General features: G+C 70.1%; 11 protein-coding genes. 5 read left to right on the forward strand and 6 right to left on the reverse strand.

The annotated features are described in order from the left end of the window. Window positions 1-273: 273 nt before the first annotated feature. Window positions 274-1,512: a mandelate racemase/muconate lactonizing enzyme family protein gene (locus tag ABNG04_RS09060; RefSeq protein WP_371161979.1), complete on the reverse strand. Its 1,239-nt coding sequence runs from the start codon at window positions 1,510-1,512 to the stop codon at window positions 274-276. A gap of 96 nt (window positions 1,513-1,608) precedes the next feature. On the opposite strand from ABNG04_RS09060, the gene ABNG04_RS09065 reads away from it, so the two are divergent. Next, window positions 1,609-2,094 carry a TRAM domain-containing protein gene (locus ABNG04_RS09065; protein ID WP_371161981.1) on the forward strand — a complete coding sequence of 162 codons (486 nt, stop codon included), beginning with the start codon at window positions 1,609-1,611 and terminating at the stop codon, window positions 2,092-2,094. Window positions 2,095-2,140: 46 nt separating this feature from the next. Here ABNG04_RS09065 and ABNG04_RS09070 read toward each other — a convergent pair whose 3' ends face one another. Both ABNG04_RS09070 and ABNG04_RS09075 read right to left on the reverse strand, forming a co-directional pair. Then, window positions 2,141-3,241: a geranylgeranyl reductase family protein gene (locus ABNG04_RS09070; RefSeq protein ID WP_371161983.1), complete on the reverse strand. Its 1,101-nt coding sequence runs from the start codon at window positions 3,239-3,241 to the stop codon at window positions 2,141-2,143. A 57-nt stretch (window positions 3,242-3,298) separates the two neighbouring features. Beyond that, window positions 3,299-5,506, reverse strand: a complete 2,208-nt coding sequence (locus ABNG04_RS09075; protein ID WP_371161985.1) for a thioredoxin domain-containing protein — start codon at window positions 5,504-5,506, stop codon at window positions 3,299-3,301. 141 nt (window positions 5,507-5,647) lie between these two features. On the opposite strand from ABNG04_RS09075, the gene purD reads away from it, so the two are divergent. Then, window positions 5,648-6,931 carry a phosphoribosylamine--glycine ligase gene (gene purD, locus ABNG04_RS09080; RefSeq protein WP_371161987.1) on the forward strand — a complete coding sequence of 428 codons (1,284 nt, stop codon included), beginning with the start codon at window positions 5,648-5,650 and terminating at the stop codon, window positions 6,929-6,931. 67 nt (window positions 6,932-6,998) lie between these two features. Beyond that, complete coding sequence (locus ABNG04_RS09085) at window positions 6,999-7,547, forward strand: acyltransferase (protein WP_371161989.1); 549 nt, start codon at window positions 6,999-7,001, stop codon at window positions 7,545-7,547. 9 nt (window positions 7,548-7,556) lie between these two features. Here ABNG04_RS09085 and ABNG04_RS09090 read toward each other — a convergent pair whose 3' ends face one another. After that, window positions 7,557-7,868, reverse strand: a complete 312-nt coding sequence (locus tag ABNG04_RS09090; RefSeq protein WP_371161991.1) for a DUF5798 family protein — start codon at window positions 7,866-7,868, stop codon at window positions 7,557-7,559. A gap of 110 nt (window positions 7,869-7,978) precedes the next feature. On the opposite strand from ABNG04_RS09090, the gene surE reads away from it, so the two are divergent. After that, a complete protein-coding gene (surE, locus tag ABNG04_RS09095) occupies window positions 7,979-8,773 on the forward strand; it encodes a 5'/3'-nucleotidase SurE (RefSeq protein WP_371161993.1) in 795 nt (264 codons plus the stop codon). A gap of 13 nt (window positions 8,774-8,786) precedes the next feature. Here surE and ABNG04_RS09100 read toward each other — a convergent pair whose 3' ends face one another. Both ABNG04_RS09100 and ABNG04_RS09105 read right to left on the reverse strand, forming a co-directional pair. Further along, window positions 8,787-9,464: a nucleotide exchange factor GrpE gene (locus tag ABNG04_RS09100; RefSeq protein ID WP_371161995.1), complete on the reverse strand. Its 678-nt coding sequence runs from the start codon at window positions 9,462-9,464 to the stop codon at window positions 8,787-8,789. Window positions 9,465-9,537: 73 nt separating this feature from the next. Continuing rightward, on the reverse strand, window positions 9,538-11,061 hold the full coding sequence (locus ABNG04_RS09105; RefSeq protein WP_371161997.1) for a trehalase family glycosidase: 1,524 nt from the start codon (window positions 11,059-11,061) through the stop codon (window positions 9,538-9,540). Between the two features lie 156 nt (window positions 11,062-11,217). Here ABNG04_RS09105 and ABNG04_RS09110 point away from each other — a divergent pair, with 156 nt between their 5' ends. Further along, window positions 11,218-12,267, forward strand: coding sequence for an ABC transporter ATP-binding protein (locus tag ABNG04_RS09110; RefSeq protein ID WP_371162672.1), 1,050 nt, complete (start codon window positions 11,218-11,220; stop codon window positions 12,265-12,267). Window positions 12,268-12,269 lie beyond the last annotated feature (2 nt).

Consider the following 12,269-nt stretch of genomic DNA (forward strand, 5'->3'; position numbering starts at 1 on the left):
TCATCCGTAGACTCTGTGAGGAGTCGATCGAGATCGTCCTCACTGAGGTGACGAACGATCTCTTTGCGGCGATCTCCAGACATACTCATACATCATATTCCACCTTCATAACTTCCACTAGCCACTATGCTTCGTCAAACAACGCAGCGATCCGCGCTGCTGGCTCGACTTCGCTCCGCTCAGTCGAACTGCGGAAATCAGAGATTTCCGCGTTTGACTTCGGCTTACGCCTCGTCAAACAACGCGAATCAGAGATTCGCTCGCTTGACGAAGCTATGCTTCGTCGAACAACGTCTCGCCCTCGACCATGTGCTCCTCGACGGCGTCCATGTCGAGCGTGACGCCGAGACCCGGCTCTTCCGGCACCTCGATGTAGCCGTCCTCGATCACGTCCTCCTCGACGAGGTCCTCCCACCAGCCGAGTTCGTAGGAGTGGTACTCGATGGCGAGCGAGTTCGGGATCGCCGCGCCGACGTGCGTCGCGGCCATCGTCGCGATCGGCGAGGCGACGTTGTGCATCGCGACCGGCACGTAGTACTGGTTCGCGATGTCGGCGATCTTGCGCGTCTCCCGCATTCCGCCGACCTTCGGCAGGTCAGGGGCGATGATGTCGACCGCCTGGTTCTCGATGAGCCGGCGGAGCTCCGTGACGCGGTAGCGGTTCTCGCCGACCGCGATCGGCGTGACCGTGTTCTTCGTGACCTCCTCCTGGACCTCAAGATTCTCCGGCGGCACGGGGTCTTCGAGCCACCAGACATCGTACTCCTCGATGGCGTCCGCGAGGCGCTTGGCGGAGCCGCCCGAGAACGTCCAGTGGCAGTCGAAGGAGACGTCCGCCTTGTCCTTCACGCGCTCCGTGACCGTCTCGACGATCTCCGCCTTGTGGCGGATCTCGCCGGGGCGGAGGTGGCGGTTCGCGCGGTCTTTCTCGAAGCCGCTCGGCACGTCGAGGTCGAACTTCAGCGCGTCGTAGCCGAGTTCGTCGATGACGCGCTCGGCCTCGTCCGCGCACGCCTCGGGGTCCGCCTCCTCCTCGGTGTGGCAGTCGCAGTAGACACGCATCTCGTCGCGGTACTTCCCGCCGAGCAGCTGGTAGGCCGGCACATCGAGGATCTTGCCGGCGAGGTCGTGGAGCGCGACCTCGATGCCGGAGATTGCGGTGACCGTGACGCCCTCGACGGAGCCCTCGCCCGACATCTTCTGGATGAGGTGCTCGTAGAGGCGGTCGATGTCGAGCGGGTTCTCGCCGATCACGAACGGCTTCATGCGCTCGATCAGCTCCGGAACGCCGGCGCCCCAGTACGCCTCGCCGGTACCGACGACGCCCGCGTCGGTGTACACGCGGACGAGCGTCCACGGGAAGTTCCCGTCGACCATCGTCGTCTGAACGTCCGTGATCTCGACGTCGCGGTCGCCGCCGCGCGACCCCGTGGTCCCCATCGTCTCTGCGGAGAGCTCCCGCATCGTGTACTCCGCGTTCGGGTCGTGGAGCGACTCGTAGTTCCGGCTCATACCCTCCGATTTATTCGGAACAGGGTAAACGTTTACCATCGGGCGCGGAACGCCTGAACAGGTGGCTTTTCATCCCCGTGCGCGCAACGGAAGGGCATGGTTGAAATCACTGATTCTCTCGCGTGTCTGTACACCGGTCGGGTAGAGTCTCGGGGCGACGACTACGTGGTCACCGTTCCGGCCTCGGAGATCGAGCACGGCAGCGTCAGCGTCGGGGAGACGTATCGGATCGCGGTCCTCGATCGAGCCGAAGTGGCCGACGACGCGTCGGGCGCGGGATCCGACGGCGGCGCCTCGTCCGGCCACGACACCGACGGTTCTGCGAGCGGGTCGCCCTCCAACGACGGGCAGCGCCCCACCTCGCGCGGGGCGGCCGGCGCCGTCCAACCCGACCCGCCCGTCTCCGAGGGCGAGGTCCGCGACGTGACGATCGAGACGCTGGGCGACAAAGGCGACGGGATCGCCAAGATCGAGCGCGGCTACGTCGTCATCGTCCCCGACGCCGAACCCGGCGAGGAGCCGACCGTCGAGATCACGAGCGTCCGCGAGAACGTCTCGTTCGCGAACGTCGTCGAAGAGTAGCTCTCCCGCTGGCGTCTCCGGGACCGCCCTCGCTCACCGCCTCGCCTCACTCCGGCGGACTGCCCCGCGAGAACAGCGCCCGTAGGTTCGACGGCGAGAAGAACGAGGACGGCTCGTCCATGTGGACGCCGATCTCCCCCGAGAGCGCTCGGAGGCCGACCCGCTGGACCGGCTCCGGCAGCGAGTAACACCGGCGGATCGCCTTCCCGAGACGGATCTCCGTGGCGAGCTCCTCGCGCCACCCGGACTCGTAGGCGGCGAGCGTCGCCGGGTCGCGCGGGTCGATTGCCGCCGCGGCGACGTCGGCCGCCCGCATCCCGTAGAGGATGCCGCCGCCGGTGAACGGCTTTGTCTGCGCAGCGGCGTCGCCGATCAGGAACCCGCGGTCGCTCGTCGTCCGCGCCGGCGGGCCGACGGGGATCGCGCCCGAGCAGCGGCGGTCGGTCGTCGCGTCGTAAGCGTCGGTAAGGCGGTCGAACCGCGCGGAGACGTCCGCGCTCGGCGGCGCGGCGAGCCCGTACTCGACGCCCGCCTCGCCGCGGGGGATCCGCCACGCGAAGAACGTCGGGGCGGTGAGGTGAACGTCGACGTAGTCGCCTCCGTCCGCCTCGTCGTCGAAGCCGAGGACACCGTGGAGCAGCTCGTCCGGCTCCGGGAGGTCGAGCGCGCGGCGCACCCGCGAGGTCGGCCCGTCGCAGCCGGCGACCATCCGGGACTCGAACCGCTCCGTACTGCCGTCACCGAGGCTGGCCTCGACGACGACGCGGTTGTCGCGCTCGTCCACCGAGACGACGGTGTGGTCCTCGCGGAGGTCCGCGCCCGCCGCCTCGGCGAGGTCGGCCAGCGTCCGGTCGAGGCCGACGCGGTCGATCACGTTCGACACGGGATCCCGCTTGTAGAAGGGGTAGGCGGTCGACTCCGGGCCGCCGATGTGGAAGCGCGCGCCGAACACTCGGTTCTGCCGGAGCCGCTCCGCCGCCCCGTCGTCGACGTACTCCCAGAGGTCCGTCGAGACGTGGCCGGAGCAGGCCAGCGGCTCGCCGACGGTCCCCGACTCTAGGAGGAGGACCTCGCGTCCCGCCTCGGCGGCCTGGCGAGCGAACCGCGATCCGGCCGGGCCCGCTCCGACGACGACGAAGTCGTACACTGGCGGGAATACCGGCCCCGGACGGTTAAACGGTTCCGGCTCCCGACGGAGCCTCAGTCACTCGCCGTCGCCGAGCCACCCGAGCGCGGCGTCGAGGTCCGTCCGCGGCGGCGAGCAGGTGAACCCCTCGCAGACGTAGGCGGTCGGCTCGCCGTCGGTCGCGTCCCGGTCCGCCCAGATCGGCGGGGCCTCGGCCATGCCGAGGCGGTCGAGCCACTCGTCGAGCCCGTCTTTCCCGGCCGGCCGGGGCGCGACGAGGGCACCCGGCAAGTACCGCTCGCCGAGCGTCTCGCGCCACTCGCGCGGGACCTCGTCGGCGGCGACCGTCACCTCGATCCCGCCGGTCTCGACGAGGTCCGCGGCCCGCACGAGCGAGGCGTGTTCGAGCGGGCTCCCCCGGATCCGGTCGCCGTGGGTCGTCACGACGCGCTCGGCGATCTCCCGGAACTCCCCGTCGGTCCGGAAGCCGTCAAGGAGCGCCAGCGTCTCGGCCGCGACTCCGAGGCTCGACGGCGTCGAGCGGTCGGTGAACTCCTGTGGCCGGGCGATGAGCGGGCCGGAATCGTCCGTTTCTGCGCTCTCGCTGTCGAGGTCCCGCGTGAAGTAGATCGTGCCGTCGTCGGCGTCGTAGAACTCGTCGACGAGCGCGTCGGCCAGATCCAAGGCGAACCCGAGCGGCTCCGGGTCACCGGTCGCGGCGTAGGTGTCGAGCGCGCCGCGCGCGAGGAACGCGTAGTCGTCGAGGTAGCCCGGCCCCCGCACGTCGCCGTCGAGCCAGCGGCGGGCGAGTGCGCCCGCCTCGGCCTCGGCGTCGTAGAGCCGCTCGCGACAGAAGTCGAGCGCTTCGCGGGCGATCTCGGCGTACGGTTCGCCGAGAGAGTCGCCCGCCTTCGCGAACGCGGAGATGGCCCGCCCGTTCCACGAGGCCAGCACCTTCTCGTCGCGGGCGGGGCGCGGCCGCGACTCGCGGGCGTCGAACAGCGCGGTGCGCGCCTCGACGAGCGTCTCGCGGACCGACTCGGGCGACAGGTCGCGGTCCGCGGCCAGCTCGTCGACCGACGCGGCCACCGTCGGGACGGTCGTACCGCGCTCGAAGTTGCCGCCGGGTCGGATCCCGTACCGCTCCTTCGCCAGCGACGCCGCCGGCTCGTCGAAGACCGCGTCTACCTCCTCGGGCGTCCAGACGTAGAACGCCCCCTCGACGTCCTCGCCGTCGGCGTCCACCTCGTCCGCCTCCGCGTCGTCCCGACGGTCGGCGGGCTGGCGACTCCGGGCGTCGAGCGTGCTGAAGAATCCGCCGCCCGCGTGGCGGAGCTCGCGGTCGAGGAACGCCAGCGACTCGCTCGCGATTCGCGCGTACGTCGGGTCGGCGGTGAGCCGGTAGCCGTCGAGGTAGGCCATCGGCAGCTCGGCGTTGTCGTACAGCATCTTCTCGAAGTGGGGAACGGTCCACTCCCGGTCGACCGCGTAGCGGTGGAACCCGCCGCCGACCTGGTCGTACATCCCGCCGTCGGCCATCCCGTCGAGGGTCCCCGCCGCGGCCGACAGGAGCGCGTCGCGGCCGCGACCGGCGTACGCGCGCATCAGGAGGTCGATCCGGCCCGGCATCGGGAACTTCGCGCCGCCGCTCCCGAAGCCGCCGTACTCCTCGTCGTAGCCGCGCAGCGCCGCGGCGGCGGCCGTGTCGAGCAGGTCGGAGCCGGGCGGCGACGCGTCGCCCTCGGCGGGCGTCGGCACGGACTCCAGCTCGTCGCGCGCGCTCTGGGTCCACTGGTCGGCGCGCCGCTTCATCTCCTCGCGCTGCTCGGGGTCGCTCCAGGAGTCGGCGATCCGCTCACAGAGCCCGCGGAACCCGGGCTGGTTCCGCCGCGGCTCGGGTGGGAAATACGTCCCGACGTAGAACGGCTTCCCCTCGGGCGTACACCACGCCGAGAGCGGCCAGCCGCCGCCGCCCGTGACGAGCTGGCAGACGGTCATGAACGTGCTGTCGACGTCCGGGCGCTCCTCGCGGTCGACCTTCACCGGGACGAACGAGTCGTTCACGACGCCCGCGACCGACTCGTCCTCGAAGCTCTCCTCGGCCATGACGTGACACCAGTGACACGAGGAGTAACCGATGGAGACGAACACCGGCACGTCGTGTTCGCGGGCGCGCTCGAACGCCTCGTCGCCCCACGGCTGCCAGTTGACGGGGTTGTCGGCGTGCTGTCGGAGGTAGGGACTCGCCTCCCCGTCGAGGCGGTTCCGCTCGGTCGGCTGTGACATGGGCCCGGTTCGGCCCGACGAGTCAAAAGGCGTCCGGGGCGTGCCGAGCGCCGCCGCCCGCGACGAGAGTATCCACGAACGCGTGTATATCGGACCGCGGAGAGAGTAAGGTTTACACTACCGTGCGGTCACCCGTCGGGCATGACGGAGACCGTGCTGTTGGTGGGGGGCGGCGGCCGCGAGCACGCGATCGCCCGAACGGTGGCCGACGACTGCGCGCTGTACGCCTGCGCGAGCGTCCGGAACCCGGGTATCCGGCGGCTCGCGGACGGGTTCGAGTCGACCGACGAGACCGACGCCGCGGCCGTCGCCGAGTACGCGACCGCGGTCGACGCCGACCTGGCCGTCATCGGCCCGGAGTCCGCGCTGGAGGCCGGGGTCGCGGACGCCCTGGACGACGCCGGCGTCTACGCATTCGGTCCGCGGGCTGCGGAGGCCCGTCTGGAGACCGACAAGGCGTACCAGCGGGAGTTCATGGAGCGGAACGCGATCCCCGGCTGTCCGGACTACACCGTGTTCGACGACACGGACGCGGCCTGCGAGCACATCGACGCCTACGACGGCGATCTCGCGGTCAAGCCGGCCGGGCTCACCGGCGGCAAGGGCGTGAAAGTGATCGGTGACCAGGTGACGGCGGAAGAGGCCAAGGCGTACCTCCGGGACTCCGACTACGACCGCGTCGTCCTCGAGGAGCGGCTCGTCGGCGAGGAGTTCACGATACAGGCGTTCGTCGCGAACGGCGACGTCCGGACGACCCCAGCGGTCCAGGACCACAAGCGCGCCTACGAGGGTGATGAAGGACCGAACACCGGCGGGATGGGGTCGTACACCGACACCGGCTTCTCGCTCCCGTTCATGGCCGAGGGCGACTACGACGCCGCGGTCGACGTGCTGGAGGCCGTCGTCGAGGCGCTCCCCGACTACAAGGGCGTCCTCTACGGGCAGTTCATGCTCACCGACGAGGGGCCGAAGGTCGTCGAATTCAACGCGCGCTTCGGCGACCCCGAGGCGATGAACACGCTCCCCGTCCTCGACACGCCGTTCGTCGACGTGCTCGTCGCTGCCCGCGACGGAGAGCCGCTCCCGGAGCTCGAGTTCTCCGGCGAGGCGACCGTCTGTAAGTACGCGGTGCCCGACGGCTACCCGACCGACCCCGACGCGGGCGCGTCGATCGCGGTCGACGAGGAGAGCGCGGGGGACGCCCTCCTCTACTACGCCAGCGTCGACGAGCGCGACGGGGGGCTGTACACCACTACGTCGCGGGCGTTCGCCGTCGTCGGCCGCGGCGACTCCGTCGCGGCCGCCGAGGCGCAGGCCGAGGACGCGCTGGCCGCCGCGGGCGACCGCGTCCGCATCCGCCACGACATCGGCACGGCCGACCTCGTCCAGCGCCGGATCGACCACATGGACGAACTGCGGGACTGATCCGGTCCCGTCGGTCGGTCGGCGCCCCGGAGCGACCCTTTTATCCTCCCCGTCCGAACGACGTGACGTGACAGACGACGACGCGGCCGCGACCCACGAGGATTCGTCCCGAAGCGACCGCCTCGACCGGTTCCCGACCCCGGGCGCCCGCAACTCGCTGTGGTCGTGGCCGGACGCGAAGTCGCCGCTCGCGGTCGTCCGCAACTACGTCGCGATCGTCCTCGCGCGGATCAGCCCGAGCCTCCGGCTGAAGAACTGGCTGCTGCGGCGGATCGGCGTTACAGTTGGGAGGGGTGTCTCGTGGGGGCTGGAGTCGACGCCGGACGTGTTCTGGCCCGAGCGGATCCGCGTCGACGACGACGCGATAATCGGGTACGACGCCACGTTACTGTGCCACGAGTTCCTCCACGAGGAGTACCGGCTCGGCGACGTGGTCGTCGAGGAGCAGGCGATGATCGGCGCGGGGGCGGTGGTCCTGCCCGGCGTCACGATTGGCGAGGGCGCACGCGTCGCCGCGAACTCGCTCGTCGCGGAGGACGTCCCGCCGGGCGCGACTGTCGCGGGAGTCCCGGCCGAGGTCGTCTCGCGGACTGACGCGGCGGCGAGCGACGACTGACCGCGGCGACTACGCGGCGTCCTCTCCGGCGTCGTCGTCCGCGTCGCCGCCGTCGCTCGCCGCTGCTCCCTCCTCCGCGTCGGTGATGTGCGCCTCTGTGCTCACCCGTTCGAGGTCGACGCCGACCTCCTCGGCGACGGCGTCGAGGACGGCCCGCTGCTCTGCCATCTCGTTTTCGAGCGTCTTGACGCGCTCGGAGGTGTCGATGACGGTCTCCTGCGTCTCGTCGACCTCCTCGCGCAGTTCGCTGATCTTCTTGTACGTCCGCTCGGCGCGGTCGGCGAGCGTCTGGATCTTCTTGGCGGTGTCCCCGAATCCCATACCGGGCGGTCGGCCCGGCGATACGTGTGCTTTTCCGTTCGATCCGAACTCGCGCGGCGGTCCCCGCCGATCGACGGTGGACTTTTGCCCGACTCGCCCCTGATACGGGTATGAGCGTCGACCGGATCCTCTTGACCAACGACGACGGCGTCGACGCCGCGGGGCTGCGCGCGCTCTACGACGCGCTCTCGGCCGAGTACGCGGTGACCGTCGTCGCGCCGGCGGACGACCAGTCGTCGGTGGGCCGCCTGCTCTCCGACGACGTCGCCGTCGACGACCACGAACTGGGGTACGTCGTCGACGGCACGCCGGTCGACTGCGTCGTCGCGGGGCTCGACGAGCTCGTCCCCGAGGCGGACGCGGTCGTCGCGGGCTGTAACGAGGGCGCGAACCTCGGGGCGTACACGCTCGGCCGGTCGGGGACCGTCTCCGCCGCGGTCGAGGCGTCGTTCTTCGACGTGCCCGCGGTGGCGACGTCGATGTACGTGCCGGGCGGCGACGACTGGTGGAAACGCGAGTTCGAGGGGGTAGACTTCGCGCACGCGGCCCGCGCGACCCGGTTCCTCGTCGACGAGGCGGTCGACGCGGGCGTGTTCGAACGCGCGGACTACCTCAACGTCAACGCGCCGATCGCGGACGCCGACCGCGCGCCGCTCCGCGTCACCACCCCCTCGACGTGGTACGGGCTGCGGGCGGAGCGGAACGGCGACGGCCGGGTCGGGTTCTCCGACCCGATCTGGGGCCGGATGAACGAGGACGACGTCCCCGACCCCGTGGGGACCGACCGGCGCGCCGTCGTGGACGGCGAGGTGTCGGTCTCGCCGCTCTCCGTCCCGCACACGGCGGAGCCGGACGCCGGGGTCGACGACCTGATCGACGCCTACGAGGCGGCGGTCCGGTCGTGAAAAGCGGATCGCGTCACTCGCCGTCGCCGGTGCTGACGGTCACTTTCGCCTCGCTCAGCACGCGGTCGCCCATCTCGTAGCCCGGCTCGTACACCTCGTGGATCGTTCCCTCCGGGCGGTCGCTGTCGACGCGGAGCATCACCTGATGCCGGGCGGGGTCGACCTCCTCGCCCGGCTCCGGATCGATCGCCTCGACGCCCTCCTCTGCGAGCACGTCGTCGAACTTCTCCAGCGTCGACTCGACGCCGGGCCGCAGGTCGCTCCCCTCGTCTTGGTCAAGCGCGCGCAGCAGGTCGTTGCGCACCGGCGTGAGCCGCTCGACGAGTGCCTCCGAGGCGCGCTCCCGGATGTCCTCCTGCTTCCGCTTCGCGCGCTGCTTGTAGTTGCTGAAGTCCGCCTTGACACGGGCGAGCTTGCTCGTCAGCTCCTCGACCTCCTCGTCGCGCTCGCGGAGCGCCTCGCGGGTCTCGGCGAGGTCCGCCTCCAGCGCCGCCACCTCGCGGGCAAGCGCCTCGTCGTGTTCGGCGACGGCCGCGGCCAGCGCCTCGCTCTCGGCGCGGGCGCCGGCGTCGTCGCTGGCGGCCGACTCCCCGCTCGCTCCGTCGGCGGTCGCTTCCGCCGTGCCGTTCGTTCTCGCCGCGTCGCCCTCGTCGTCGGCGGACTCGACATCGACGGCGTCGTCGTCGCTCATACTCGATCGAAGTCGGCCGGCGGGGATAAGCGTTCAGAACCGCGGCGCGGCGGCTCCCGCCGGCGTCCGCGAGCTACTCCCGCGCCGCCAGCGCCGTGACGACGCCGTTCGTCCAGCCGAACCCGTACTGCGGCTCGTACTCGCCTAGATCGGTCGTCTCGCCCACCGAGCGGACGTCGTACTTCTCGGCCATGCGGCCGGTCTCCTCGAAGGAGCTCCGCGCGAGGTCGACCCAGCGGTCGGCTATCTCGTCGGCCAGGTCGTCGTGGCCGTACCGACGCAGGCCGGTGACGGCCATCCAGTGGAGGGGGGCCCAGCCGCTGGGCGCGTCCCACTGCTCGCCGGTGGCCTCGAGCGTCGTCACGAGCCCGCCGGGTCGGAGGAAGTCATTGCGGAGCCGATCCGCGACCGCGGCCGCCCGGTCGTCGGTCGCGGCCCCCGCGAACAGCGGCGCGACCGCGGCGAGCGTGAGCCGGTCCGACGGCCGGTCGTCGACCCACGAGTGGTCGACGTAGAACTCCGCCTCCGCGTCCCAGCAGTACCGGTTGATCGCCTCCCGGCGGTCGGCGGCCAGTTCGGCGTACCGCTCGCCGGCCTCGGCCCGCTCGACGCGCGGCAGCCACTCCGCGAGCGCGGACTCCATACCGTAGAGGACGGCGTTGAGGTCGACCGGGATCAGTTCTGTCGTCCGGATCGAGGTGAGGTCGTCGCCAGCCAGCCACCGGGAGCTGAAGTCCCACCCGGACTCGCAGGCGGCCCTGACGTCCCGGAACAGATCGGGGCGGTCGTCGACCGGGACTCGCTCGGCGAGCCGACGGTCCTCGTGGTACGACTCCGGCCGCGGGCGGGCGCGGTCGTCCCAGTACCGGTTGAGGACCGTCCCGTCCGCCAGTCCGACGACGCGACGGTGCGCCGCGGGGTCGTCGGGGCCGGCGACGTGGTCTCCGCCGTCCATCCAGAACTCGTGTTCTGTCCGGAGCGCCTCCACGTGGGGCGCGACCGCGTCGAACCCCTCCTCGCGCTCCAGCACGCGGAGCATGCGGTAAAACAGCGGGACCTGCGACCGGCTGTCGTAGTACGCTCGGTTCCCGAGCGGCACGAAGCCGAACCGGTCCACGAGCGACGCGATGTTCTCGACCATGCCCGCGATCAGGTCGGTCCGGCCGGCCGTCGCCAGCCCCTCCGCCGTGAAGTAGCTGTCCCAGTAGTACATCTCGCGGAACCGGCCGCCCGGGACCACGTGCGGGTTTGGGAGTGGAACGATCGTCGAGCCCGCCCCGGCGACGTCGCCGAACGTCCGGGTCAGCGTCCCCCACAGCGAGGAGACGTGGTCCTCCATCGACCGCGAGGCCGCGAGGTCCGGCGCGGCCGCGATGGGGTCGGGCAGGCGGAAGTGCCCCTCGACGAACGACTCCAGGTCGAAGTCCGGTCGGTCGCGCCGCGACAGGTACCGCTCGAACACAAGGTCCGGCGGGACGCGCGGCTCGGCGTCGACGAAGCGCTTGTCGTCCGCGAAGAGGTCCCGCCGCTGGACGGTTCTGAAGAGTTCGCCGGAGATCTGCGGAAAATTGGTGTAGTCGAAGAGGCCGGAACTCATCTCCCCCACATAGTGAAAGGAATGCTAAGTAATTATTGAATTAGACGGACAGAGAACTGATACCCGCATACTGCGGCCATCCTCTTATCCATGGTCTATGATTAATTATAAGTGTAATAAATGAATACGGACGGATAGTCGATGACCCGCATTAGCATGCGATCGGTGAGCAAGTACTTCGACGGGGGTGAGACGGTCGCCAACTACAAACTGGACATGGAGGTAGACGACGGAGAGTTCGTCGTGTTCCTGGGGCCGTCCGGCTGCGGAAAGACGACCGCGCTGCGGATGATCGCGGGTCTGGAAGACCCCTCTGACGGGGAGATCTACTTCGACGACGACCGCGTCGACGGGACCCCGCCCGCCGACCGCAACGTCGCCATGGTGTTCCAGAACTACGCGCTGTATCCCCACATGACCGTCCGGGAGAACATCGAGTACCCGCTGAAGGTTAGGGGGGTGCCGCCGGAGGAGCGCGACGAGCGGGTCGCACAGGTCGCCGAGCTGCTCCACATCGAAGACCAGATGGAGAGCGACCCGGGCGAGATATCTGGTGGGCAGCGCCAGCGGACGTCGCTCGCGCGGGCGATCGTCCGCGAGCCCTCGGTGTTCCTCCTCGACGAGCCGCTCAGTAACCTCGACGCGAAGCTCCGCTTAGAGATGCGCTCCGAGCTCAAGCGGATCCAGAACGAGCTCGGGATCACGACCGTCTACGTCACGCACAACCAGGAGGAGGCGATGAGCATGGGCGACAAGATCGTCGTGTTGAACGACGGGACGATCCGCCAGATTGCGGAGCCCCAAGAGCTGTACGAGCGGCCGCGGACCACCTGGGTCGCGAAGTTCATCGGGTCGCCGCCGATGAACCTCTTCGAAGGCGAGAACCGCGACGGCAGCGTCCGGCTCGACGAGGGCAACACCCTCCCGATGCCCGGAGAGACGTCGTCGCGGACCGTCTCGGTTGGCGTGCGACCGGAGGACATCGACGTGTCGACCGACGCGCCGGACACCGATTGGACCGTGCCGGGGACCGTGAAGACTGTCGAACCGCTCGGGGAGTACGTCCTCGTCAACGTCGAGGTCGGCGGCTCCGTGGTGAACGTGAAGGTCCCGAAGACGGACGCGACCGCGGGGGACCCCGTCCACCTCACGTTCGACCCGACCGACGCGTACCTCTATGACGAGGACGGCGAACTGGTGGCCTGATA

This window comes from Halorubrum miltondacostae, from assembly GCF_041379815.1.
Classification (GTDB): domain Archaea; phylum Halobacteriota; class Halobacteria; order Halobacteriales; family Haloferacaceae; genus Halorubrum; species Halorubrum miltondacostae.

Excerpts from the sequence above, each read along its gene's own strand:
- ABNG04_RS09060 (WP_371161979.1), bottom strand. The coding sequence starts at position 1,512 with ATGAGCCGGAACTACGAGTCGCTCCACGACCCGAACGCGGAGTACACG.
- ABNG04_RS09065 (WP_371161981.1), top strand. The coding sequence starts at position 1,609 with ATGGTTGAAATCACTGATTCTCTCGCGTGTCTGTACACCGGTCGGGTA.
- ABNG04_RS09075 (WP_371161985.1), bottom strand. The coding sequence starts at position 5,506 with ATGTCACAGCCGACCGAGCGGAACCGCCTCGACGGGGAGGCGAGTCCC.
- purD (WP_371161987.1), top strand. The coding sequence starts at position 5,648 with ATGACGGAGACCGTGCTGTTGGTGGGGGGCGGCGGCCGCGAGCACGCG.
- ABNG04_RS09090 (WP_371161991.1), bottom strand. The coding sequence starts at position 7,868 with ATGGGATTCGGGGACACCGCCAAGAAGATCCAGACGCTCGCCGACCGC.
- surE (WP_371161993.1), top strand. The coding sequence starts at position 7,979 with ATGAGCGTCGACCGGATCCTCTTGACCAACGACGACGGCGTCGACGCC.
- ABNG04_RS09100 (WP_371161995.1), bottom strand. The coding sequence starts at position 9,464 with ATGAGCGACGACGACGCCGTCGATGTCGAGTCCGCCGACGACGAGGGC.
- ABNG04_RS09105 (WP_371161997.1), bottom strand. The coding sequence starts at position 11,061 with ATGAGTTCCGGCCTCTTCGACTACACCAATTTTCCGCAGATCTCCGGC.
- ABNG04_RS09110 (WP_371162672.1), top strand. The coding sequence starts at position 11,218 with ATGCGATCGGTGAGCAAGTACTTCGACGGGGGTGAGACGGTCGCCAAC.